26 protein-coding genes and 11 tRNA genes are annotated in these 25,059 nt (G+C 31.4%); 34 read left to right on the top strand and 3 right to left on the bottom strand.

Annotation, left to right across the window (positions count from 1 at the left end; genetic code table 11):
- Window positions 1-93: 93 nt before the first annotated feature.
- From B5E48_RS00440 to B5E48_RS00390, 11 genes are all read left to right on the top strand, one after another.
- The gene (locus B5E48_RS00440) at window positions 94-681 is read left to right on the top strand and encodes a TetR/AcrR family transcriptional regulator (protein ID WP_158097238.1); all 588 of its coding nucleotides are present in this window, start codon (window positions 94-96) and stop codon (window positions 679-681) included.
- Window positions 682-704: 23 nt separating this feature from the next.
- Window positions 705-1,133 (top strand): hypothetical protein, encoded by a 429-nt coding sequence (locus B5E48_RS00435; RefSeq protein ID WP_087303715.1) that lies wholly within the window; start codon window positions 705-707, stop codon window positions 1,131-1,133.
- Window positions 1,134-1,327: 194 nt separating this feature from the next.
- Complete coding sequence (locus B5E48_RS00430; RefSeq protein WP_087303714.1) at window positions 1,328-2,332, top strand: C45 family autoproteolytic acyltransferase/hydrolase; 1,005 nt, start codon at window positions 1,328-1,330, stop codon at window positions 2,330-2,332.
- A 77-nt stretch (window positions 2,333-2,409) separates the two neighbouring features.
- Window positions 2,410-2,868 (top strand): VOC family protein, encoded by a 459-nt coding sequence (locus B5E48_RS00425; protein ID WP_087303713.1) that lies wholly within the window; start codon window positions 2,410-2,412, stop codon window positions 2,866-2,868.
- A 122-nt stretch (window positions 2,869-2,990) separates the two neighbouring features.
- Window positions 2,991-3,479 (top strand): MGMT family protein, encoded by a 489-nt coding sequence (locus B5E48_RS00420; RefSeq protein WP_087297447.1) that lies wholly within the window; start codon window positions 2,991-2,993, stop codon window positions 3,477-3,479.
- Window positions 3,480-3,513: 34 nt separating this feature from the next.
- Complete coding sequence (locus B5E48_RS00415) at window positions 3,514-4,113, top strand: alpha/beta hydrolase (protein WP_087303712.1); 600 nt, start codon at window positions 3,514-3,516, stop codon at window positions 4,111-4,113.
- 46 nt (window positions 4,114-4,159) lie between these two features.
- On the top strand, window positions 4,160-4,492 hold the full coding sequence (locus tag B5E48_RS00410) for a DUF3795 domain-containing protein (RefSeq protein WP_087303711.1): 333 nt from the start codon (window positions 4,160-4,162) through the stop codon (window positions 4,490-4,492).
- Between the two features lie 27 nt (window positions 4,493-4,519).
- A complete protein-coding gene (locus B5E48_RS00405; protein WP_087303710.1) occupies window positions 4,520-4,918 on the top strand; it encodes an SRPBCC family protein in 399 nt (132 codons plus the stop codon).
- Window positions 4,919-4,941: 23 nt separating this feature from the next.
- Window positions 4,942-5,586, top strand: a complete 645-nt coding sequence (locus B5E48_RS00400; protein ID WP_087303709.1) for a flavin reductase family protein — start codon at window positions 4,942-4,944, stop codon at window positions 5,584-5,586.
- Window positions 5,587-6,355: 769 nt separating this feature from the next.
- Window positions 6,356-6,985, top strand: a complete 630-nt coding sequence (locus B5E48_RS00395) for a TetR/AcrR family transcriptional regulator (RefSeq protein ID WP_087303708.1) — start codon at window positions 6,356-6,358, stop codon at window positions 6,983-6,985.
- 81 nt (window positions 6,986-7,066) lie between these two features.
- Entirely contained in the window at window positions 7,067-7,708 is a 642-nt protein-coding gene (locus B5E48_RS00390; RefSeq protein ID WP_087303707.1) for an alpha/beta fold hydrolase, read from the top strand.
- A 242-nt stretch (window positions 7,709-7,950) separates the two neighbouring features.
- Here B5E48_RS00390 and B5E48_RS13555 read toward each other — a convergent pair whose 3' ends face one another.
- Window positions 7,951-8,103, bottom strand: a complete 153-nt coding sequence (locus B5E48_RS13555) for a hypothetical protein (protein WP_158097237.1) — start codon at window positions 8,101-8,103, stop codon at window positions 7,951-7,953.
- A 253-nt stretch (window positions 8,104-8,356) separates the two neighbouring features.
- On the opposite strand from B5E48_RS13555, the gene B5E48_RS00385 reads away from it, so the two are divergent.
- The 3 genes from B5E48_RS00385 to pap all read left to right on the top strand — a co-directional run bounded on the left by B5E48_RS00385 (window position 8,357) and on the right by pap (window position 11,817).
- Window positions 8,357-9,349, top strand: a complete 993-nt coding sequence (locus B5E48_RS00385; RefSeq protein WP_129736407.1) for an ROK family protein — start codon at window positions 8,357-8,359, stop codon at window positions 9,347-9,349.
- Window positions 9,330-10,217 (top strand): PHP domain-containing protein, encoded by an 888-nt coding sequence (locus tag B5E48_RS00380; RefSeq protein ID WP_087303733.1) that lies wholly within the window; start codon window positions 9,330-9,332, stop codon window positions 10,215-10,217. The genes B5E48_RS00385 and B5E48_RS00380 overlap by 20 nt, the downstream gene beginning before the upstream one ends.
- Window positions 10,218-10,347: 130 nt before the next feature.
- Window positions 10,348-11,817 carry a polyphosphate:AMP phosphotransferase gene (pap, locus tag B5E48_RS00375; RefSeq protein ID WP_087303705.1) on the top strand — a complete coding sequence of 490 codons (1,470 nt, stop codon included), beginning with the start codon at window positions 10,348-10,350 and terminating at the stop codon, window positions 11,815-11,817.
- Between the two features lie 26 nt (window positions 11,818-11,843).
- On the opposite strand, the gene B5E48_RS00370 is transcribed toward pap, so the two are convergent.
- Window positions 11,844-12,626: a Cof-type HAD-IIB family hydrolase gene (locus tag B5E48_RS00370; protein ID WP_087303704.1), complete on the bottom strand. Its 783-nt coding sequence runs from the start codon at window positions 12,624-12,626 to the stop codon at window positions 11,844-11,846.
- A 128-nt stretch (window positions 12,627-12,754) separates the two neighbouring features.
- Between B5E48_RS00370 and B5E48_RS00365 the strand changes: the two genes are divergently transcribed.
- The 20 genes from B5E48_RS00365 (at window position 12,755) to B5E48_RS00270 (ending at window position 24,406) form a co-directional block, all read left to right on the top strand.
- Window positions 12,755-13,666, top strand: a complete 912-nt coding sequence (locus tag B5E48_RS00365; protein ID WP_087303703.1) for an AEC family transporter — start codon at window positions 12,755-12,757, stop codon at window positions 13,664-13,666.
- A 73-nt stretch (window positions 13,667-13,739) separates the two neighbouring features.
- The gene (gene recG / locus B5E48_RS00360; protein WP_087303702.1) at window positions 13,740-15,749 is read left to right on the top strand and encodes an ATP-dependent DNA helicase RecG; all 2,010 of its coding nucleotides are present in this window, start codon (window positions 13,740-13,742) and stop codon (window positions 15,747-15,749) included.
- Between the two features lie 36 nt (window positions 15,750-15,785).
- Window positions 15,786-16,769 (top strand): phosphate acyltransferase PlsX, encoded by a 984-nt coding sequence (gene plsX, locus B5E48_RS00355; protein WP_087303701.1) that lies wholly within the window; start codon window positions 15,786-15,788, stop codon window positions 16,767-16,769.
- The gene (rnc, locus tag B5E48_RS00350; RefSeq protein ID WP_087242834.1) at window positions 16,766-17,449 is read left to right on the top strand and encodes a ribonuclease III; all 684 of its coding nucleotides are present in this window, start codon (window positions 16,766-16,768) and stop codon (window positions 17,447-17,449) included. The genes plsX and rnc overlap by 4 nt, the downstream gene beginning before the upstream one ends.
- A 69-nt stretch (window positions 17,450-17,518) precedes the next feature.
- Window positions 17,519-17,785, top strand: coding sequence for a LysM peptidoglycan-binding domain-containing protein (locus tag B5E48_RS00345; RefSeq protein WP_087242832.1), 267 nt, complete (start codon window positions 17,519-17,521; stop codon window positions 17,783-17,785).
- Between the two features lie 54 nt (window positions 17,786-17,839).
- A complete protein-coding gene (locus B5E48_RS00340) occupies window positions 17,840-18,193 on the top strand; it encodes an FMN-binding protein (RefSeq protein ID WP_087303700.1) in 354 nt (117 codons plus the stop codon).
- A gap of 122 nt (window positions 18,194-18,315) precedes the next feature.
- Window positions 18,316-19,785 carry a nicotinate phosphoribosyltransferase gene (locus B5E48_RS00335; protein ID WP_087303699.1) on the top strand — a complete coding sequence of 490 codons (1,470 nt, stop codon included), beginning with the start codon at window positions 18,316-18,318 and terminating at the stop codon, window positions 19,783-19,785.
- Window positions 19,786-19,811: 26 nt separating this feature from the next.
- On the top strand, window positions 19,812-20,642 hold the full coding sequence (locus B5E48_RS00330; protein WP_087303698.1) for a prephenate dehydrogenase: 831 nt from the start codon (window positions 19,812-19,814) through the stop codon (window positions 20,640-20,642).
- A 219-nt stretch (window positions 20,643-20,861) separates the two neighbouring features.
- Window positions 20,862-20,936 (top strand) — tRNA-Cys (locus tag B5E48_RS00325).
- A gap of 3 nt (window positions 20,937-20,939) precedes the next feature.
- Window positions 20,940-21,028: transfer RNA gene (locus B5E48_RS00320), tRNA-Leu, on the top strand.
- Between the two features lie 83 nt (window positions 21,029-21,111).
- A tRNA-Arg gene (locus tag B5E48_RS00315) sits at window positions 21,112-21,188 on the top strand.
- 14 nt (window positions 21,189-21,202) lie between these two features.
- A tRNA-Pro gene (locus B5E48_RS00310) sits at window positions 21,203-21,279 on the top strand.
- Window positions 21,280-21,286: 7 nt separating this feature from the next.
- Window positions 21,287-21,362 (top strand) — tRNA-Ala (locus B5E48_RS00305).
- Between the two features lie 9 nt (window positions 21,363-21,371).
- Window positions 21,372-21,464, top strand: a tRNA-Ser gene (locus tag B5E48_RS00300).
- Between the two features lie 17 nt (window positions 21,465-21,481).
- Window positions 21,482-21,558: transfer RNA gene (locus B5E48_RS00295), tRNA-Met, on the top strand.
- Between the two features lie 3 nt (window positions 21,559-21,561).
- Window positions 21,562-21,638, top strand: a tRNA-Asp gene (locus tag B5E48_RS00290).
- Window positions 21,639-21,646: 8 nt separating this feature from the next.
- Window positions 21,647-21,722: transfer RNA gene (locus B5E48_RS00285), tRNA-Phe, on the top strand.
- A 26-nt stretch (window positions 21,723-21,748) separates the two neighbouring features.
- Window positions 21,749-21,825, top strand: a tRNA-Met gene (locus B5E48_RS00280).
- 40 nt (window positions 21,826-21,865) lie between these two features.
- Window positions 21,866-21,942 (top strand) — tRNA-Ile (locus B5E48_RS00275).
- 127 nt (window positions 21,943-22,069) lie between these two features.
- Window positions 22,070-24,406, top strand: coding sequence for an HAD-IC family P-type ATPase (locus tag B5E48_RS00270; protein WP_087303697.1), 2,337 nt, complete (start codon window positions 22,070-22,072; stop codon window positions 24,404-24,406).
- Here the strand turns inward: B5E48_RS00270 and B5E48_RS00265 are convergent.
- Window positions 24,403-24,948, bottom strand: coding sequence for a hypothetical protein (locus B5E48_RS00265; protein WP_087303696.1), 546 nt, complete (start codon window positions 24,946-24,948; stop codon window positions 24,403-24,405). The two genes, B5E48_RS00270 and B5E48_RS00265, sit on opposite strands and share 4 nt — an antisense overlap.
- Window positions 24,949-25,059 lie beyond the last annotated feature (111 nt).

The following is a 25,059-nucleotide window of genomic DNA, read 5'->3' as shown; positions in this document are numbered from 1 at the left end:
AATGAACGTAACTTAATTTATGATTTTTTATAATGACTATCTATTGTATTATGAGTATCTTTGCCATATTCTATAAATATGGAGGAGATAAAAATGCAAACAAAAAAAGAAGATATAGAACAGAGGATTATCGAAGTAGCAACAGATGAATTCATGAAAAAAGGATACGAGAACACTTCAATGAGAGTCATTGCATATAAAGCAAATACTAGCCTCGGAAATATATATCATTATTTTAAAAACAAGGAACTCTTATTACAAACAATTATTCTGCCAACATTAGAAAACATTGAATATATGATGGATCAGCATATAAATAATGGTAAAGATAATATGCTAACGAAAGATGAAGCAATGGCATATGCAGATCATCTGGATGAATTATTTGAACAAAGTGAGTTAAGATGTTTTCTTGATAAAAAGGTCGTTATAATTCTAAATTTAGAGAGTTCTTCTTTGTTGGAGAGAAAAGAAAAACTATTAAAAAAATTACAAGAACATATACAGCTACATTTTCATATGCAAGAAAATGGGCATTATTCAAAATTGATAATAGATGTATTAGCAGATTGTTTAAGACACGTTCTAATAGAATATGAGGATATTGAACAAGCAAAGATAGAATTTATTAATGTATTCAAATTATTCTGTACAGGAATAATAGGTCAAATGAAGTGTTAAGAATCCAAAAGGAGCATAAGGTTATGGAAAAGAAGAGGATGATAAAAATCAGCAGATACTATTTAATGTTTATGCTAGTTGCGTGTACTGGTGCAAGTATATGGCAATTATATTTACCACAAATAGGAGAAGCATTTACAGATTGGGGTATATCTGTTGGCTGGCAACGTGAAATTTCGTTATGGAATATAGCGATTATTGTTTCAATTGTAATTGCTTTAAGAAGCAATAATACAGAAATGATAAAAATATTAGTTATACAATCAGTAATACTCTGCTGGTTACTTGGAATCAATCATCTTATTTCGTTGTTAATGAATTTCACTTTTAAATATTTGATTCACATATTAGGAATATTTGAAGTAATGCTAGTAGGGGGTGTATGGGGAACATATATTTTGTTTAAATATTTCATTCAACAAAAAGGTATCTCAATTGAACATATGAATTAAAACTGTGCCTAGTAAAAGGTGCAGTTTTTTTGAAACATACTTGTTTATTTTTTTTGCATATATCGTAGACTAAATAATGGGTTTAAATATCTATATTTCAATATAAATTTTAATTCATTGACATAAAATTTTTATTCAATTAAGATTGAAATTGAGGAAGATCTTGCTCGAAATAAACGAGGAGGAAAAATAATATGTATCATGGAAGATTCAAAGGTAGTCACTATGATTGTGGTTTTCGTTGGGGAACTTTATTAAGAAAAAATAATAAAATTATTGCGAATCAGCATACATTTGTTGTCAATGAAGAAAGAAAGGAATTTGCTAAGCAATGTGTGTCTATTTATGAAAAATATTATCCAGAAATTTTAGATGAAATAAAAGGGATTGCTGATGGACAGCAAACATCATATGAAGATATGCTCACTTTTTTATTGAGTATGTACTGTTTTGAATTTAATAATAAATGTACGTGTATGGCAACCAGTGATAAAAATCAAATTATCTTAGGAAGAAACAGTGATTTTTTAGTTGAATTAGAGAAACTTTATATGAACTGTTTGTATGATTTAGATAATTGCTACTCATTTAATGGAAATACGACAGCGTTTGTTGAAATGGAAGATGGTATCAATGAATACGGCTTAGCAATAGGAATGACTTTTATTTATCCACAGAATATCATGCCTGGAATAAATGCAGGAATGCTCGTTCGCTATATTCTGGAAAAATGTCAGACACTACAGGAAGCTATTCAATTTATAAAGTCAGTTCCCATTGCTTCTAATCAAACAATAACAATAGCAGATGCTTTAGGAAACATTGCAATAGTAGAGTGTAATAGTCAAAATGTTGTGGTCATTTATCCTTTAGAAAATGAAAATTTTGTTACTACAGCAAACAACTTTAACTCGTCACAAATGAAAAAATATAATGAATACAATATTGATGACTGGAATTCATCATTAAGACATCAAATTGCATATCAGTCATTAAAAAATAACGATTTATCAATGGAACTTATTTTTGATATATTATCTGGAAAGCATGGATTTATGTGTCAGTATGATAGAAGAAAAGGTGCAGATACTGTATGGTCTGTAGTTTATGATATTAAAAATAAAAAAATATATAGAGTTGAAGGAAATCCATCAAGAAAACAATATCAGGAAGATCATCGATTTAAATTTTCTTATTGATATAGTTAATGATTGTCAAACATTTTTTATAATGGGATAATGATTATATCAAGTACATTATAAAGGAGAAAATAAAAATGAAATTAAAGAACCCTATGTTAGTAGTCACTGATATAGATAAATCAGTTGAGTTTTATAAAAGAGTCTTTGGACTTCATGTGATTATGGATTTTGGAGCTAATAAAACTTTAACTGGAGGTTTGTCTTTACAGACAGTTGAAACATATAAAGAATTTATCAGTGCAAGTGAAATCACCTTTGGAGGTAATAATTTTGAAATTTATTTTGAAGAAGATAATTTTGATAAGTTTATTGATAAATTAAAAGAGTGTGACATTGAATATGTACATCCTGTTATAGAACATTCATGGGGACAACGTGTAGTTCGATTCTATGATCCAGATAAGCATATTATCGAAGTTGGAGAAAATTTAAAAGTCGTATGCAAACGTTTCTTAAATAGTGGAATGACACCTGAACAAGTAGCAGAACGTATGAATGTACCCATGAAATTTGTAAATGCGTGTTTAAAGTAAATCAATAAAAATAGTCAAAAAGAAGTTATTTATATGGTCTAGAGATTGTAAGCATTATTTCAAACAGTCTCATTGCATTGAATTTTTTATCTCTTTATAATAAAGATAGGAGGTGTTAAAGTATGGCTAATGAAGAAAAAAAGGATTTTAATGCCATGTTACACGATAATAAAGATATGCCTAAATTTCAGGTGATTACAGACCAAAAAAGTATTGAAAAATATGGTGGAAATAATATGTATTTTGCTCCACCAATTGATTACGATAAAGTCATGAAGAAAATACCTTATGGAAAGGTAATCACCATTGGGAAAATTCGAGAATTTTTCGCAAAAGAGAACGATGCAGATTTTACTGAACCTATCACCGCAGGGATTTTTGTATCTATTGCAGCATGGGCAAGTTATCAGCGAACTGAAGATAAAACTCCATATTGGCGAACATTAAAAGCAAATGGAGAATTGAATTCAAAATATCCAGGAGGTATAGAAGTCCAAAAAGAAAAACTTGAGGCTGAAGGACATACAATTATAAAAAAAGGACGCAAGAATATAAAGTATTATGTAAAAGATTATGAAGATGTACTTTTTGATTTGAATAAGGAACATTGAAGGTGATTAAAAAACGAAAGTGAGGGGAACTCATTTGAAAAAAGTTATTATATATATTCATGGTAAAGGTGGCAATTATCTTGAAGCTGAGCAATATAAGAAAAATTGCCCTGGCTTTGATATTTACGGAATAGATTTTAACGACTATCTTCCTTGGATTGTAAAAAATAAATTTGTTGATTTTTATAATAATGTTCAAAATAAATATGATCAAATTTATATACTGGCAAATAGTATTGGTGCCTATCTAGCAATGCACTCACTACAGAAATGTAAAATCAAAAAAGCGTTATTTATATCTCCGATATTAGATATGGAGCAGTTGATAATAGATATGATAAATTGGGCAAATACTTCAGAAAAAGAATTGGCTGAGAAAAGAGAAATACAGACAGATTTTGGAGAAACATTATCTTGGGAATACTTATGTTTTGTTAGAGACAATCCAATAATATGGAATGTTAAAACTGAGATATTGTATGCAGAACATGACAATTTAACATCAAGAAAAACAGTAGATGAGTTTATAAATGGTCATGATGCACATCTTACCGTAATGGAAAATGGTGAACATTGGTTTCATACTGATGAGCAAATAGAATTTTTAAATAATTGGATGAAAAATGTCATATAACAAAAAATTTATAGAGAGTTACAAATACGAGTGGAGGTATATAACCATGAAAAACATGATTGCATATTGCGGATTGGATTGTGAAAATTGTGATGCATATCTTGCGACAGTCAATAATGATCAGGAGTTGAGAAAGAAAACTGCCAAGCTATGGGCTGAATTGAATAATGCACCCATTTTTCCTGAACATATTAACTGTGAAGGATGCCGTGTTGATGGTGTGAAAACTGTATTTTGTGATAGTATGTGTGGTATTCGACAGTGTGCAATGAAAAAGGGTGTTAATACTTGTGGGGATTGTTCAGATTTAGAAAAATGTTCTATTATAAGTACCATCCTAGAAAATAATCCGTCTGCTTTAATAAATTTGAAAAAATAGATCCTTATTTGAAAGGAAGTGTTAAAAATGCCTACTTCTCATATAAAAGCACTGATTGATAATGATATCCAAAAAGTCTGGGAAGTTGTTTTCAATGTTGAAAAATACAAGTTATGGCGTAGTGATTTAAGTCAAACAGAAATCATAAATGAAAAACAATTTATTGAGTACTCTCAAGAACATTTTGCTACTACTTTTACTGTTACTGTTGTAGAACCGTATAAACGTTGGGAATTTGATATGGAAAATAGCAATATGAAAGGGCATTGGATAGGTATTTTTACTCCTAAAGGAAATCAAACTGAAATAGAATTTACTGAGGATGTACAAGCTAAAAAATGGTTTATGAAACCATTCGTTAAATCTTATTTAAAAAAACAACAGACACAATTTGTTGAAGATTTAAAGAAATCATTAAAGAAGTAAATTGAAATTATGGAGGGATGTTCATGAAAATAGAGATTGAAAAGGAATTTCCAAAGTATTTTAAGCCTTCATATCCAGAGGAGTTTGAATTATTTTCACATTTTGAAGTTACTGCAGGTATACCTACAGTTTTATTTGCCATTACCACTTGGAAAGAAAATGGACAACCTAATGTATGTTTTCATTCCTGGAGCAGTTTTCATGGAGATAAGACAGCTTTCTTTGCGGTGATGGGGAATTTATACCAACATACGCATACATATGCAAATATAAAACGAGATAAATGTTTCTGTATTAATTTTCTTCCTATTAGTTACTATGATCAACTTGTCAATACAATTCATCATAATCAAATTGAAGATGATGAATTTTCAGTAGGGCAATTGACACTTGATCATGCCAAAACTATACATGCACCTGTTATTCATGAAGCTTTTATCAATATGGAATGTACTTTAAAAGATATACAAGATTTGAGCGGAGCAGGTATAACAGCCATGATTATAGGCCAAGTACAGCATATATCAGTTGAAGAGAACTATGCTCAAGGATATAAGCGATATGAAAAAGATGGATTTATGATGCTAATACCAGCACCACAAGATCTTCTGACTGGGGAACCGAATCAATCTGCTATAGCTACTATAAATATCGAAAAGTATGACTAAAAAAACAGAAAGAACAAAATTGAGTTAATTGAAGATAAAATATCTTATTTAACAAAGATACTTTGAGTATGTTTAAATGGTAATCTAAAATAACATGGGGTTTTGGGGTTTTAGATTCTAAATTAATACGGGAAGAAATACCTTCCCGTTTTTTAATACCTATAGTCGAGAATTTAGCATGTTTAATATTCTGTTTTTAATGTGTACTGTTGATTATGAAATTGTAGGATTTCCTACCTGATAGTACGTTTGACAGGTCACTAAGACCAGATAGCATGAAATGTCAATCGTGAAATAATAATTCCTTTTTATTTTGACATTTTAAACATAGTTGAAAAGTATATATACACCATATAAAAATGAAATAAATAACGTATCAGCAAATAAATTAATAGTTGATCTTATGAGATATTATACACAGTCTATAATAAGCGTGGCTATTAATAATAGATGCCAAATAAATGGATTTAAAGTAATCAGTAATATATATACTTATCACCTTTATAACTAAATCATATAGCATTAGATAGAAGAAAACAAAGAAATGTTTGAACAATCTTTAAATTTTTTTATATGAGACATATGATCAACAAGCTATTGAATTTCCCGTGATTTTGGAACATAGATTGAGAAAATAGAAAAAGAGATTTCCCGTAAAACTTATTCGTTTTGGAAAACCCCGTGACTTCTTAGACTATCGTTTAAATTGACTCTTTTTTGTTTTTTATATATAATTATACATACCAAGAGTATGTAAGAGGTGGGAAGCATGGCTAGAAATAAACATCCTGAAGTTACAGTCGGTAAAATATTAGAAGTTTCTAAGCGACTATTTTTAGAAAAGGGGTATGACAACACAAAAATTCAAGATATAGCAGATGAGTTAGGTATGACAAAAGGTGCTATCTATCATCATTTTGAATCTAAAGAAGAAATCATGAATAAATTAGGTGAAACTATGTTCATTCATAATAATCCTTTTGAGATAGTCAAAAAACGAAATGATCTAAACGGTCTAGAGAAAATGAAATTAGCAATCAAACTCAATCAGTCTAATGAACAGATGGTAGAATTAACTAATCAGGCATTACCGCTTTTAGAGAATCCTCAAATCTTAGCGAAAATGTTTGAATCTAACTATCAGAATTTGCTTCCCTATTGGTTGGAGTTGATTCAAGAAGGGCAGGAAGATGGTTCTATAAAAACAGAACAGCCAAAAGAATTAGCAGAACTCTTCATATTAACTGATTTATGGATGATACCATCACTGTTTCCTGGTAATGTTGATGATATAAAGAATCGTTATAAGTTTGTCACTGTCATGCTAGGAAAGATGGGGTTACCACTTTATGATGAAGAAATGATCGAAAAAATTGATAAGTTACCATATTATAAATAAAAACATTGCCTTATCATAAGGCAATTTTAAATAAAATTATACATACTTAAAGTATGTATGCTATGAGTAGGAGGAAGAAAAATGACAAAAGTATTTATTCATGGATCTGGGCATAAAGGTAGCAGCTGGAATGAAGTCGTTAAGAATATGCATAACAACAAAGACATATTATGTCCTGATTTATCGACAATTCTCAATGGGAAAGAAGCAAGCTATTCTCATTTATATTCTTCATTTGTTGAGTACTGTCATGAAAGTGAGGGACAAATTGATTTATGTGGACTTTCATTAGGTGGAATATTAGCTTTGAACTATGCTATAGAATTTCCTGATAAAGTAAAGTCATTAGTCCTTATTGGAACGCCACATAAAGTACCGAAAATCATGTTTCGTATTCAAAATGTTATTTTTAGATTCTTGCCAGAATCAACATTTAAGAATATGGCTTTCAATAAAAAAGATACATTTATTTTAGGAAATACAATGAAGGATTTAGATTTTAGCCATAAAGTCAATGTGATTAAATGTCCAACGTTTATTATTTGTGGAGAAAAAGACAAAGCCAATATGAAATCAGCTTATTTTTTCTCTCAAAATATTCAACAATCAGAATTCATCATTATTAAAGAAACAGGTCATGTTGTTAATGAAGACAATCCAAAAGAATTAGCAAGAATATTAGATGAATATTATGGTCAATTGAATAATGTTTATAAATATTAGCTATTTTTTTAGACAAGACAGAATTTTATGGTTTTGATCATCATTTAAAGGTCTCTATATTTATGACTAAAAATACATAATACTGAATTTTATTATTCTTTATCTTGTTTAATTTTATTTAATTCTTCTTCTAACTTTTGAAAACTTTTCTTTAAAAAATCATACTCATTATCCTGATTATCTTCTTGAGAGTTTGAGTCTTGTTCATTGGATTGACTATCTGTTGTCTGAAAGGAAGAAAGTTAACTGCTGTTAAGAGCTAATAAATCACCAATTACATTGAAAAAGGCACCAACAACAGCTTGTTCGTCAACGGATAAACTTTCTGTTAAAGGGGCAACCAATAAAACAGCTAAACCATCAAGTGCGATAGGATGAATAAAAGTGAAGGACATTGTCATCACCATAATTATCATATGTTCCTATTTGAATTTTGAGTGTGGTAAATGACTTATATGACAAAGTGATTGAAGAAATGAAGATGAAAATATTATTTATCTGGTATATACAGATATTTTTTTCATAAGTTGAAATTTATATGAATAAATAAGAATCTATGATATGATAATAATAACTTTCAACAAGACTTAACGAAAGTGATTGAATCTTTTATCAAAGAATTGGAGTTTAAATAGAAAGCGTGATATTTTGTCAAAAGTTAAAGATTTAAAATACATGAATATTCAAAAAGTAAGACAATGTTTTTATGATGGAAACATATGGACGAAAACACAGTTATCTGATGAGACGCAATTATCGTTATCATCCATGACAAATATTTTACAGGAGCTATTAAAAAATCAAGAAATATTTTTTATAGGTGAAAATGCATCAACAGGAGGACGAAAATCAAAACAGTATGTTTTGAATAAAGATTATCGTCATATATTAAAAATGATTTTAAAAAGACAAATCAATGGTTATGAATTTATTTGTCAGAATGTGAATCTTTTTAATCAGGTTATTTCATCTCAAACAGTTTCTTCATTATATGGACAAGTGGATGAATTGATCTTATTAATGAAGAAGTTTTTATCTGCTGACTCTTCTATAACAATGATTTGTTTAAGTATTCCTGGTGTCTGTCATGATGGATATATTGATGTGTGTGACTTTGAATTGTTTGAAAATGTGAATCTTTTAGAGATGATTCGTGATTTTTATAAGAATCAAATCATTTTAGAAAATGATGTTAATATTGCCAGTATTGGTTTTTATCATCAATATCCAAAATGTCAGCATTTGGCATTTGTTTATCAGCCAGCAGTTCAATATATAGGATGTGGAATGATTATTAATGGAAAGTTATATAACGGTTTTACGCATTTTGCGGGAGAGTTGAGATATTTACCGTTTTATACATCTGAGCAACAAAATCAAATGCTTGAAACTCAACCTAAAGAATTACTAGAAAAACAGTTATCGACACTTTGTTGTGTTTTCAATCCAGAAATGATTGGGATTTGTAGTGATGTTATTGATTGTTTAGATGATTTTCATCTCAATACGATTCCATTTAAACATAGACCACGTATGATTCATGTAAAGAATATGGGTTCATTGATAGAAGATGGGCTTTATCAAATGAGTATTCAAAAAATATTAGAGGAGGAGAAGAATGATGACAAAGAGTTATATTGATTTACATATGCATAGTATGTATAGCGATGATGGAGAATATACACCAACACAGTTAGTAGATATGTGTCATGAGGCAGGTGTGAAAATCATGGCTATTGCTGATCATAACTGGGTAAAAGCAAATGAGGAAGCAAAAAAACATGCAGATGAATTAGGAATGACATATATTCCTGCTATTGAAATTGATTGTACTTATAAGGGTGTTAATTTACATGTGTTAGGATATGGTATTGATAATCAGGAAGTCTTTAACCAATTAGGTGAAGATATTGAAAAACAGGAAATTGCATGCAGTATGAAGAAATTAGAATTAACGAATGCCTTAGGATTTGATTTGAAAAAAGAACAATTAGATGCATTATCAACAAATGGTGTTTATACAGGCGAAATGTTTGGTGAAGCTTTATTGAATGATTCACGATATGAAGATCATGAATTATTAAAGCCCTATCGTCAAGGTGGAGAAAGAAGTGATAATCCCTATGTGAATTTTTATTGGGATTATTATGCCCAAGGGAAACCATGTTATACAGAAATACATTTTCCAACTTTAGAAGAAACTATACAATTGATTCATCAACATGGTGGAGTTGCCCTGTTGGCTCATCCTGGTAATAATTTAAAAGGACAGTTTGAACTGTTTGATGAAATGGTGGCATTAGGATTGGATGGAGTAGAATGTTTTTCAAGTTATCATACAACAGAAACAAATGAATATTTCTACAATAAAGCTAAAGAACTAAATGTCTTGTATACATGTGGAAGTGATTTCCATGGTAAGACAAAACCATCTATTCATTTAGGAGAAAATGGTTGCTTAAATCCACAGGAAATAGAAGATTGCTTAAAAGCTCATCATCTTATTTAATAGAATGAAACACTACAGTATTGGAAATCAATAGGTAGTGTTTTTAATTATTATTTGATCAATTTATATTTTTCTTTAAGCGCTTACATAAAAGTGATAAAATATAAATATGTAGGTGAGGAGGAAAAGTATGTTAAGAGATTATCAATTTGAACAAATAGAAATTGCACCTGATATTGAAGAATGCTTAGAAAATGCAAAACTTGAGTTGTCTAAGAAACAGATGTTATTAAAAGAAAAGAAATTACCTGTTGTAGTTTTATTTGAAGGATGGGGAGCATCTGGAATTGGGACAATGCTTGGCAAAGTGATTCAAAATATGGATCCACGTTTTTATAATGTTGAAACAATGAATAAGATAAGTGAAGATGAACAAAGAAAACCTTTCTTATATCGTTATTTTTTACGCATTCCAGAAAATGGAATGGCCACATTTTATGATCATGGTTGGATGAATGATGCCACAAGAGAGTATATGCATAAACAAATTTCAAAAAAACAATATTATCAAAGAATTGAAAGTATACAGAAGTTTGAAAGAACTTTAGTAGATAATGGTTATATAGTGATTAAATTCTTTTTCCATATTTCTCAATTGGAACAGGCAACACGTACACATAAGTTGTTGAAAAACAAGAATACAAAATGGCGTGTCAGTGATGAAGATTTATGGCAAAATAAACATTATGATGAATACTTAAGTTTATATGATGAATATATGAATGCGACAAATGACACATATGCTCCTTGGTATATTATTGATGCAACAAATAAAAAATTAGCTCAATTACAGGTGCTTGAAACATTAATGAGCTGTATTCAAGAACGTCTAGAGCATGAAAAACAGGATGCACCACTGATTGACAATGTTTTTGAGATGAGAGAGAAAATTCACTTAGAAGATTATGATTTAAGTGTTAACATTAGTGAAGAAACATATCGTAGAGAATTGAAAAAATGTCGAAAAAAATTGATGAAGTTGCATAATAAACTTTATCGTCAAAAAATACCTGTGATTATTGCCTATGAGGGTTGGGATGCAGCTGGTAAAGGTGGAAATATCAAGAGAGTCACTTCTGGATTGGATCCTCGTGGATATACAGTTTATCCTATAGCAGCTCCTGATAAAAGTGAATTGAATAGACATTATTTATGGCGTTTTTATAAACGTTTACCAAAGGACGGACATATTGCCATTTTTGATAGAACATGGTATGGCCGTGTTATGGTTGAAAGATTAGAAGGATTTTGTAGCGAAAATGACTGGCAACGTGCTTATAATGAAATGAATGAATTTGAAAAAGAACTTTATGACTGGGGTGCTATTGTTATTAAATTCTGGGTACAGATTGATAACCAGACACAATTAGAACGTTTTACTGAGCGTCAAAATACACCTGAAAAACAATGGAAAATTACCGAAGAAGATTGGCGTAATCGAGAAAAATGGGATTTATATGAAAATGCTATTGAAGAAATGCTTCAAAAAACAAATACAGTGTTTGCACCATGGTATGTATTAGAATCAGTAGATAAAAAATATGCACGTATTAAAGCAATGAAAATTGTCATTCGTGAAATTGAAAAGAGATTAGGATAATATAAAAACAAGAATAAGCTCATGTCTTATTCTTGTTTTTGGCATAATTGAAAATGAATACAGGCATTCAAAATACCATCATGATCAACATCGTCCGTTATATAATCAGCAATAGACTTGACTTCATCACTGGCATTTCCCATTGCAACACTTATAGCAACATGCTTTAACATAGGAATATCATTTCCACCATCGCCAAAAGCCATAGTTTGGGATAAATCAATATGATAATGTTTTAAGAATTCATCAATCCCATGTTGTTTAGAACCACCTATCGGTGAAATATCACAGAAAGTGGGATACCATCTTGAAGCATGACAATGGGGCATGACTTTTAATAATTCCTTTTCCTCATTTTCATCAACAAAGCACATACATTGATATATCTTTTTATGGATAACCTGACTGCAATCACGAGCAGGATGGTCATCGTTATGTGTGATTGCATGGATTTCATCAACAAGATGATTACGCATATTAAAATATTTGGTATGTTCTTCAGTAAAACCACAAGGAAATGGTTTTTCTTTTAAATATTCTAATAAAGCCTGAATATCCTGAGAATCAATTGTGTTTTCATAAATCAGTTCATCATTTGTAAAACAATATTGCCCATTTAATGTAATATAGCCATCAAAGGGGAAACCTTGTAAAATATCTAAACCATCTTTTCCTCTTCCAGTTGCAATAAAGAGTTTGATTCCATTATCTTTGAGTTTATTTAAAGTATAAAAAGTTGAATCAGGGATTTGATGAGTTTTGAAACTGGCTAATGTACCATCTATATCAAAAAAGATTGCCTTAATCATATATATCCTCCTTATCGTTTCTTTTATTATATCAAACATTATATATTTTACAAAAAATTTTCATTTTTTGCTTGTTTTATCTTTTTTATAATAAAAGTGCTATAATGCATGAAGAAAGAAGGGGAAAAATGTTTGACGTTTTGATAACATCATTAACTTTTATTTTGATTATTGTGATTGCATACTTTTTAAAAAAAGTGAAAGTTTTAAAAAAGAGTGATGCAAATATTTTAGCAACTATTATTATGAATGTGACATTGCCATGTGCTTTATTAACAAGTGCCAATGGAATTACATTAGATATGACAATTCTTATATTGATAGCTGTAGGTATTTTATCTAATGTTACTATGATTCTCGTTGGTTATGGATTTGCTTATAAAGAACGTCCTGTTATCAAAGGAACATATATGATTAATGTATCAGGGTATAATATTGGGAATTTTGTATTACCATTTGTTCAATCTTTTTTCCCTGGTATGGGAGTCGTTTATTTATGTTCATTTGATATTGGAAATGCATTAATGGGATTAGGGATTACGTATGCTTTAGCCGATCATGTTGCCAGTGGTCAAAGTGATTTTCATTTAAAGGATGTTTTAAAAAAACTTTTTTCTTCTATTCCATTTGATGTCTATTTATTGATTTTTATAATGGCTATATTTCAAATTGAATTTCCATCATATATTCTTTCAATGGCAACGACTATTGGCGCAGGAAATAGCTTTTTAGCCATGATGATGATTGGTTTAATGCTTGAAATCAAAGTCTCACATAGTGAAGCATATCATGTTGTTAAAATCATAGTGTTAAGAATTGTTGGCACTTTGATTTTATCAGGTATCATTTTCATTGTATTACCATTGCCATTATTAGCTAAAGAAATATTAACTATGGCTCTTTGTGCCCCATTATCAACAGTTTCAGCTGTGTTTAGTCAAAAAATTGGCTATAGTGGTGATATGCCTGCAACAGCAAATTCTTTAAGTATCATTATCTCTATTGTCTGTATGATTACATTGTTATTGATTTTTATTTAATCAAATGAAAGATATTCTAAATGAGTATCTTTTTTTTGAATTTATGGTACAATAAACGACAGGTGGTGAGAATATGACAGATATAAAATTATTAAAAACGACATCTCGACGTTTAGAAATTTTAGCTTCAATGAATATAACAACTTTGGAAGACTTGATTTATCAGTATCCTTATCGTTATGAAGTGATTGAAGAAAAATATCCCACTGATGAGGATGAACATCTGATTATTGAAGCGACTGTCATTTCACCAGTCAAGATTTTTTTTAAGGGTAAAATGTCTAGAATGAGTTTTGAAGTTGAAGATAAGTATTTACAACATTTTCAGGTGTCTATTTTTAATCGTCATTTTTTAAGGCAACATTTAAAGCTAGGAACAACCATAACAATCATTGGTAAATGCATCAATCATCGTATTACGGCATCTGATATTAAAATCAAGCCATTACAAGACATATCTGGTATTTATCCAGTTTATTCTTTAAAAGAAGGAATAACGCAAAAATCTTTTAGACAATATGTCAAAAAAGCATTGTCTTTATTAAATCATGAATTTGATGATTTTATTCCTGAAAAATACCGCATTCAACATCATTTGATCCGAAAGGAAAGTGCTTTGTATTGTATTCATTTTCCAGAAAATAAAAAAGATGTTCAAGAAGCGTTGAAATATTTAAAATATGAAGAATTTTTAAAATTTCAATTAACAATGCAATTGATGAAGCAACAACGTACTCAAGAAATGGGGATTGCGAAAGATTTTGATGTAACACAATTACAATCATTGATATTATCATTGCCTTTTGCTCTTACCAAAGATCAGCAGACGGCTATTAAAGAGATTGTAGAAGATTTAAAAAGTCCACAGATGATGTATCGCTTTTTACAGGGTGATGTTGGTAGTGGGAAAACGGTTGTCAGCTCTGTAGCTTTATATGCCAATTACTTAGCTGGTTATCAAGGAGCTTTAATGGCACCAACAGAAATTCTAGCGACTCAGCATTATCAGACATTAAGCCGTTTCTTTGAAAATACAGATGTCCATATAGAGTTATTAACAGGTTCATTGTCATTGAAAGAAAAAGAACGTGTTTATCAGGCTATCCAAAGTGGAGAGGCAGATATTGTGGTTGGGACACATGCTTTATTTCAAAAAAAAGTTGTTTACCATAATTTAGGATTTGTGATTACTGATGAACAGCATCGTTTTGGTGTCATGCAACGTAAGGCTTTAAAAAATAAAGGTCAGCAGGTTGATTTTTTAATTATGAGTGCAACACCTATACCACGTACGCTAGCTATTTCTATGTATGGTGATATGGATGTATCGACAATCAAAACAATGCCTCAAGGGCGCTTGCCAGTGAAAACACAATATATTCACTCGTCTTCGATGAAGCCGATATTAAAACATTTAAAATCATATTTGGCTCAAGGAGGACAATGCTATGTGATATGTCCGTTAGTGGAGGATAGTGAAAATTTAGAAGCAAAGAGTGCCTCACAGATTGCTAAGGCTATGCAAAAGTATTTTCAAACTCAATACAATGTTGGATTATTACATGGACAGATGAAAGAAGACGAAAAAGAAAAAGTGATGAATGGCTTTTTGAATAACACAATTCAGATTTTGGTATCTACGACAGTTGTAGAAGTAGGAGTAGATGTTAAAAATGCAAATATGATGGTTATTTATAATGCAGAGCGATTCGGAATGAGTCAATTACATCAATTGCGTGGACGTATTGGGCGAGGACAGGAGCAGGCTTATTGTTATTTAATGAGTTCATCATCGTCAAAGGAAGCCATTGAGCGATTGAAATATTTAGAAAAAAGTCATGATGGATTTGAAATATCATTATATGATTTAAAACTTAGAGGACCTGGGGAAGTTTTAGGCCAACGACAAAGTGGTTTACCAACTTTTTTAGTTGCTGATATTATGAAAGATTTTCCTATTTTATCAATCGCAAGAAAAGATGCCGATGAAATTATACATGATTATATACAAAATCATGAATATCAGGGAATTGTATGTCAGATTCAAGAGAAATTACAGGTGAATAATGAATATGTTGATTAAATATGTTATACTATACAAACGAGGAGTGAAAGAATTATGTATAAGTTATCAATAGATGCTATGAGTGGTGATTTAGGAAGTTCTATCGTTGTAGAAGCTTGTGAAATGTTTATGAAAAATCATCATGATGTAGAACTTTATGTCACTGGAAAAAAAGAAGAATTAGAAACATTAACAAAATATGAAAATATTCATATTGTAGATGCCAGAGATGTTGTGAAAATGGATGATGGCATTATGTCTGTGCGTCGTAAAAAAGAATCAAGTATGGTAAAAGCTGTCATGATGGCACGAGAAGGTGTTGTTGATGGTGTGGTATCATGTGGTTCAACAGGTGCCTTTTATACAAGTGCTATGCTCTTTTTAAAACGTATTGAGGGTGTTGAAAAGTCTTGTCTGATGGTTATGATGCCTACATATAATGGAAAGGGCATGGCTATGCTTGATGTAGGAGCCAATGCTGAAAATACAGCTGAACAATTGTATGATTTTGCGATTATGGGGAATATTTATGCTAAAAATATAAGGGGAATCCAAGAACCTAAAGTTGCTTTATTAAATATTGGAACTGAATCTAAAAAAGGTAATGAAGCGCATCAACAGGCATATCAGCTCTTACAGGCAAGTGATCGTTTGCACTTTGTAGGAAATGTTGAGGGTCGAGATATTTTAAGTGGTGATTATGATGTTGTAGTCACTGATGGTTTTAGTGGTAATATTGCTTTGAAAACTTGTGAAGGGGTTGCTTCAACATTAATGAAAATGATCAAAGAAAGCATGATGTCTTCACTAAAAGGAAAAATAGGGGCATTATTAGCCAAATCTTCACTTTATAGTTTGAAAGAAAAATTTGATTACAAATCTGTTGGTGGTGCTTTAATGATGGGATTTGAAAAAGCAGTTGTAAAGGCACATGGAGCCAGTGATGCTAAAGCGTTTTGTAATGCTATGGATTTAGCTTATCAGATGGTGAAAATGGATGTTGTAACTCAAATGAAGGAAGGATTAAGTCAAAAATGAAAATATTAGATTTTTTACAGAAAGAAAATATACCATTTCATAACATTGCCATTTATAAAGAAGCATTTACACATGCTTCATATGCTAATGAATCGCATTATGTAAAAAAAGACTATGAACGTTTAGAATTTATGGGAGATGCTGTTTTACAGCTTTATGTTTCAGAGTTTTTATTTAATCTTTTTCCTGATGTTCCAGAAGGAACATTGACAACTTTACGTAGTAAACTCGTACGTGAAGAGTCATTAGCACGTTTCTCTAGAGAATTAGGTTTAGGAGAATTGCTATATTTAGGTGTTGGTGAAGAGAAAAGTGGTGGTAGAGAACGTGAAAGTGTTCTTGCCAATATTTTTGAATCATTTATAGGTGCATTATATTTAGATTGTGGTCACGATGAAGTTTTAAAGATATTACAACAAACTATATTCAAACATATCAACGATTTAGATTATGATGATATTACTGATTATAAAACAACTTTGCAGGAATTAATTCAAGCCGATCAGCGTCGTACTGTCACATATGAATTGTTAGAAACATCTGGTCCGTCTAATGCTCCAGAATTTAAAGTAGCTGTCATGATGGATGATATGTGTCTAGGTGTTGGGAAAGGAACAAGCAAAAAAAGAGCTGAACAGCAGGCAGCGAAGGATGCTTTAAATAAACTTGCAACAAAATAATGATGAAATGATGGATTTTGCCTAGATATCTTTTTCAAAAAAGCATAGTTTATTTTGGGAGTGATAATCATGTATAATCCATATATGTATGATGATGAAAGAGTCATAAATCCTCGTGTTGGAGAAATTGTTTTATATACGGTACACAAAGGTGATAATGTTTATCGTATTGCGAAAACATTAAATAGTGAAGTGGCATGGATTCAGGTTATGAATCAGCTTAATGATGATTTGTTGATTCATCCTCAACAGGAACTCTTGGTGCCAATTGTTTATCAAAAGGTTCCACCAATGCCACAGCCATTCCAAAGAGAAACTTATGATTTATATTTTTAAAAAAATGCATAAGATTTTCATTTGAGCAAAAACTATAAATAGGAGGTTTGAAAAATGAAGAAAATAATCATCCTATTTGTAGCTATGATGTTATGTGGATGTGCTCAAGAAAAACAAGTAGAAGAAAAATCGCAATATAAAGATGGGACTTATACAACAACTGCTATGGGATATGGCGGAGAGTTTGAGGTTGAAACAACATTAAAAGATGATAAAATTCAGGATATTGTGATTAAAGAGCATAATGAAACACCATCTATTGGAGGTGTAGCTTTAGAACAAATGATTGACAACATGAAGAAAAAGAATCATTATGATGTTGATACCATTTCTGGAGCTACCAAATCTTCTCAAGCTTTAAAAGAAGCCGTCGCTAAGGCTTATGAAGAAGCTAAAAATGAATCTTAGTATTTTATATTGATCAAAAGTAGTTACAATAAAAGTGACTGCTTTTTTTGTTTATTGAAGAATAAATCTTTATTTTTTAGGAAAATTAGTATATGATAATGAAAATGATAGGGGGCTAAATAATGGGAAAAAACTATGTTGGTTGTGAAAGAAATATCACTTTGATCATGGATTTTTATGAATTAACAATGGCTTATAATTATTTTAAATTAGGAAAACAAGATGAAATTGTTTATTTTGATATGTTTTATCGTAAAAATCCTGATCAGGGTGGTTTTGTTATTTTTGCTGGTTTACAGCAGTTAATTGAAGCAATTGAAAATATGCATTTTACTGATGGGGATATTGAATATTTAAGATCATTAAATGTCTTTGATGAAGATTTCTTTGCGTATCTCAAAGATTTTCATTTTACAGGAACTATCTTTTCGGTAAGAGAAGGGACACCTGTTTTTCCATATGAACCATTAATTACAGTGAAAGCTAAACTTATTGAAGCACAGTTGATAGAAACATTTTTATTAGTGACAATTAATCATCAATCTTTAATTGCAACAAAGGCTAGACGTATTGTACAGGAAGCAAAAGGGCGTGCTGTGATGGAATTTGGAGCACGTCGTGCTCAAGGATATGATGGTGCTCATTATGGGGCGCGAGCTGCTTATATTGGCGGAGTGGCTGGAAGTGCGACTGTATCTGCTGGAAAAGATTTTGGAATACCAGTATTAGGAACAATGGCACATTCATTTGTACAGTCTTTTGACTGTGAATATGAAGCATTTAAAGCTTATGCTCAAATTTATCCTGATAATTGCGTTTTACTTGTTGATACTTATGATACTTTAAAAAGTGGTGTTCCTCACGCTATACGCGTTGCTGAAGAGGTTTTAGCACCAATGGGGAAAAGATTAAAAGGAATTCGTTTAGACAGTGGAGATATTGCTTATTTAACTAAAAAAGCCAGAATGATGTTAGATGTTGCAGGATTGCATGACTGTAAAATTACAGTTTCTAATTCATTGGATGAGTATTTAATTCGTTCAGTGTTGGAACAAGGCGCTCAGATAGATTCATTTGGTGTAGGTGAAAATATGATTGTCTCTAAATCTTCACCAGTTTTTGGTGGTGTATATAAACTTGCTGCTATTGAAAAAGATGGAGAAATTATTCCTAAAATTAAAATATCTGAAAATACTGAAAAAATTACAAATCCAGGATTTAAAAAAGTTTATCGTTTAATTGAAAAAGAAACTCATAAAGCCATTGCTGATATTATTGCTTTCCATGATGAAGTTTTAGATGAAAATCAAGATCTTACAATTTATCATCAATTAGATGCATGGAAACATAAAACACTTTATGCTGGAACATATGAAATTCAACCATTGCAGACACTTGTGTTTGAAAATGGAAAAAATGTTTATCCATATTATTCTTTAGATGAAATTAGAGCATATTCTAATCAGCAAAAACAATTATTATGGGATGAAATTTTCCGTTTAGAATACCCTCATTTGTATTATGTTGATTTAACTCAAAAATTATTAGATTATAAGCTAAAAATGTTAGCGAAAGGAAAAAAAGGACATTAGTCCTTTCTTTTTAAAGGATTTTATTTATGATTATTACAGTTGTAGGATTAGGTGTTATTGGTGGTAGTTTTGTTAAAGCTTTAAAAGGAAAAGGATATGATGTTTATGGAGTGGATTGCGATCAGCAGACTTTAGAAATGGCGAAAGCTGAAGGATGTATTATTGAAGGGTATCTTGATGGACATCAGATTATTTCACAGAGTGATTTAACGATTATTTGTTTGTATCCATCAAAAGTTTTAGATTTTATTTCTGAACATACTTTTAAAAAAGGAAGTATTGTTACAGATGTTGTTGGTATTAAATCATATTTTTTAAATCAAGCCTTATCAAGAATGGATCAGGATGTCGAATATATTAGTGGTCATCCTATGGCTGGTCGTGAAAAAAAAGGCTATTTGTATGCCAGTCAGGAAGTTTTTCAAAATGCAAATTATATAGTTATTCAGCATGAACATAATCAGATAGATAAAATTGAATGGATGCGTCAATTTGTAGGACAACTAGGTTTTAAGAGTGTGAAAATCATGAGTCCTTATGATCATGATGAAATTATTTCCTATACATCACAATTACCACACACATTAGCTGTAGCATTGATGAATAGTGATGATGAAAAATATGAAACAGGTAAATATATTGGAGATTCTTTCCGTGATTTAACGAGAATTGCTAATATCAATGCAGATTTATGGGCAGAACTTTTCTTTCATAATCGTGATTATTTATTGGCTTCTATGGAGCGTTTTGAAAAGCAATTTGATTTGTTAAAACAAGCTATTGCTTCAGGGGATGAAAAATCTTTAAAGGAGATGTTTTGGCAATCATCTAAGCGTAGAGAAAAGTTAGAAAAATAAGTCATCAAAGAATTAAGAGAGTAGATTTATCAATGAAAGGATAAAGATACTCTTTTTATAAAAAAATTATATTTTATAAAATAAAAAAGCTTTGAATTTAAGAAGTAAAATTAAAATATGGAGTCAAATGAGAGCAATCATTTGTAAAAAAAACGAAAAAAGGTATTGCATAAATGGGGAAAATATTATATACTAGGTGAGCAACGAGTTAAGGAAGTTGGTTCCATAGCCAAGTTGGTAAGGCTACAGACTGCAACTCTGTCATCGTCGGTTCGAGTCCGGCTGGAACCTCCAACTGCCCAGGTGGCGAAATTGGTAGACGCACAGGACTTAAAATCCTGCGGACCTTAAAATCCGTGCCGGTTCGACTCCGGCCCTGGGCACCATTCAAAAAAAGAATTTGAAAAAAATGAAAAAAGTGTTGCAATTGAATAAGAAATGTGATATTATTGAATGGCACTGTTAAGAGGCGCTAGTAGCTCAACTGGATAGAGTGCTTGACTACGGATCAAGAGGTTGTGGGTTCGATTCCTGCCTAGCGCGCCAATCAAATATACGAACGGGAAGTAGCACAGCTTGGTAGTGCACCTGGTTTGGGACCAGGGGGTCGCAGGTTCGAATCCTGTCTTCCCGACCATTGTAATGGGGCTTTAGCTCAGCTGGGAGAGCGCCTGCTTTGCACGCAGGAGGTCAGCGGTTCGATCCCGCTAAGCTCCACCATTATGTTGCGGAGGTTTACCCAAGTCCGGCTGAAGGGATCGGTCTTGAAAACCGACAGGGGATGAAAGTCCCGCGGGGGTTCGAATCCCTCAACCTCCGCCATTTATTAAATTTCATATCGCGGGATGGAGCAGTCTGGTAGCTCGTCGGGCTCATAACCCGAAGGTCGTTGGTTCAAATCCTTCTCCCGCAACCAAATGGTCTGGTAGTTCAGTTGGTTAGAATGCCGCCCTGTCACGGCGGAGGTCGCGGGTTCGAGCCCCGTCCAGACCGCCATTTGTTTTGGTTCCGTAGCTCAGTCGGTAGAGCAGAGGACTGAAAATCCTCGTGTCGCTGGTTCGATTCCGGCCGGAACCACCATTTTTATCAAAAACGATTCACTACATGGCGGGGTAGCTCAGTTGGCTAGAGCAATCGGTTCATACCCGGTGGGTCGGGGGTTCGAATCCCTTCCCCGCTACCATTAAGTTTAATAGTGGTGAATACCACTTTTTATTTTACTTGGACCCTTAGCTCAGTTGGTTAGAGCTATCGGCTCATAACCGATCGGTCGAAGGTTCGAGTCCTTCAGGGTCCACCAAGATGTATGCAACCTCTTTATGAGGTTTTTTTATTTTTTTATATCATAATTTGTGTTATGATATTTTTATGATATTCATATATATTTCATAACAATGTTATATATTGATATAAAAGTAGGTGATTTGATGGATGATATAAAATATATGGGGTTAACATATCAACAGGTAGAAGAACGTAAGCAACGAGGGCTTATTAATATATCACATGATAATATTTCAAAAACAAAAAAACAAATTGTTTTAGAACATACTTTGACTTATTTCAACTGTTTAAATGTTTTTTTAGCAGCCATTATTATTTCTACTGGTCGTTGGACCAATTTAACCTTTATGGTTGTCATCTTTATTAATGCTTTTATTGGTATTTATCAGGAGTTTAAGGTTAAGAAAATTATTGATCAGTTAACTGTTGTGACAGTTAAGAAAGTAAAAGTTATAAGAAATCAAGAAGAAATTATTATTCCTACGGAAGAATTGGTTTTAGATGATATTGTTTTTTTAGAAATGGGTAATCAAATAGGAAGTGACTGTATCGTTTTAAGTTCACAGGGAATGGAAGTTAATGAAGCTATGTTAACTGGTGAATCTGAACCTGTTAAGAAGTATAAAGATGATGAGTTACTTTCAGGTAGTTTTGTAGTTGCCGGAAGTGCTTATGCGAAGGTTATTCGTGTAGGAAATGATAATTATTCCACTAAGCTTGTTCATAAAGCGAAAAATAAAAATAAAGCTTCTTCTGAAATGAAAGATTCTATTGAAAAAGTGATTAAAGTTTTAAGTGTTGTGATTATTCCAGTTGGTATCGTATTGTTTTTTTCACAACGTAGTGCCTTTCCAAATGATTTAGCCAGTGCCATTGTTAAAACTGTAGCTGGTGTCGTTGGAATGATTCCTGAAGGTTTGGTTTTATTAACAAGTTTATCATTTATCATTGGTGTTGGGAAATTGGCGCGTAAAAAGGCCTTGATTCAAGAAATGGAAGCTATTGAAGCTTTAGCAAGGGTAGATGTCTTATGCTTAGATAAAACTGGAACCATTACAACAGGTGAACTCAAAGTTGAAGAAGTGATACCTGTTGAGCCATATCGTTTAAAGGAAATAGAATATATTATGGGTGTGATGGCTCATGAGTTTGATGATGTCAATGCAACGCAATTAGCATTGCAAGACTATTTCTTTAAACAAGACAACGTTATTGTGAATAAACGTATTCCTTTTTCATCTCAAAGAAAGATGCGTGCCTTAAGTATTCAAGGAAATGGTAACTATGTCTTAGGAGCACCAGAATTTTTATTACCATCAGATCATGTTGTTTTAAATCAGGCTGATGAATACGCCCAAAAGGGATTTCGTGTTCTTTTGTTAGGAAAAACAGATTTGATTGATGAACAAGAATCCAAGATTGGTCAAGTCAAGCCAATCGCACTTATTATTATTTATGATTGTATTCGTCCTGAAGCTAAAGAAACATTACATTTCTTTGAAAATGCAAATGTGGATATACGTATATTATCAGGAGATAATCCAGCAACTGTATCTCGTGTTGCGCAATTAGCTGGATTAAAGAATGGTCATCTCTATATTGATGCTTCAACATTACCTGAAGATGATATGGAATTAGAAAATATTGTTGCACATTATCATGTTTTTGGTCGTGTTAAACCAGAACAGAAACAGCGTATTATTAAAGCACTACAGGTAAATGAGCATGTTGTTGGAATGGTTGGAGATGGAGTAAATGATGTTCTGGCACTTAAAGATGCTGATTGTGGTATCGCTATGGCCGCGGGAAGTGATGCTGCTAAACAGGCTGCACATATTGTTTTATTAGATTCTTCTTTCGCATCTATGGTTGATATTGTGAAAGAGGGGAGAGCTATTATTGCAGATATTGAAAGAGTCAGCTCACTTTATTTAACCAAAACAATTTATTCAACAGTATTAGCGTTGATTTTTGCGGTTTTAAGAATGAGTTATCCATTTACACCATTACAGTTAAGTTTAATTAGTGGTTTAGCAATCGGTTTACCTAGTTTCTTGTTGACTCTGGAACGTTCATCGTCTTTATCATCACAAGGTTTTTTGAAACATGTCATTTCGACAGCCTTGCCTTGTGCCCTGACTATGATTATTTATATGCTGGCCATTACCTGGATTGGAAAAGAATTCCATTTTGATACCAAAATGTTATCTACATATTATTATTTAGTTGCTGGTTTTATCAGTTTTCTGGTCGTTTTTGTTGTATGTTTGCCATGGAATCGTATAAGAGTCATTGTTACGAGTACGATTACAGTTATTTTTTATCTCATATTGATGATAATGCATGATTTCTTTGAGATTTATTCACTTTTCTCAAAATCATTAATTTTCATTATTCCAATATGTTTGAGCAGTATTTTTGTATTATTGATTTTAAAAAAAGCAATTGTCCTTTTATATCAACACTTTGAATGTCATTAACGTAATAATTTTAAATTATAAACTGAAATGTGAGTTTTATCTTTAGATAAAATTTGTTGACATTGTTCTTTAGCTAGATCAAAGAGCTTATAAGGATGAATATTAATGGTTGATACATAAGCACCACATTTGATTTGAAATGAACATGTATGATGTAGGTATTCAAATGTTTTGTTTTTCAAATATGAATGAAATTGAATAAAAGCAATTTCAATCAGTTCTTCATTTGTATTAAACATAACTAAAAAGAAGAAGTTGGATCTTTCATAATAGAGGTGAGCATCACCAAAATCAAAGAATTCATTCATTTTTGTTGCTAAATGTTTTGAGATATGAAAATAAAGTTGAGGATATTCTTCAATATGATATGGTACAATTTGATATTCAATATATATTCCTGTTAAAAAGCGTACAGTAGAAGGAATATGTAACTGTTTAAAGAAAGGATATAGATTTTTTTGATAATCAATATGCTGATAGGAAAAATCTGGATCTAAAATTGGAAATTGATATTGATTATTCGTTGAATCATATATATGCATTTTTAATCACCATGATTAACTTTAACATGTTTTCAATAAGAAAAATGTCGATTGTTGTCATGAATTGTATAAATAAGTCCTGAATGGACTTATTTTTATTTATAAACATAT

Origin of the sequence: Massilimicrobiota sp. An105, assembly GCF_002161155.1 — a bacterium.
In the GTDB taxonomy this organism is placed as follows: Bacteria; Bacillota_I; Bacilli_A; order Erysipelotrichales; family Coprobacillaceae; genus Allocoprobacillus; species Allocoprobacillus merdigallinarum.
Note: the sequence above shows the minus strand (reverse complement) of the source record. Positions and strands in the feature narration are given on the sequence as shown.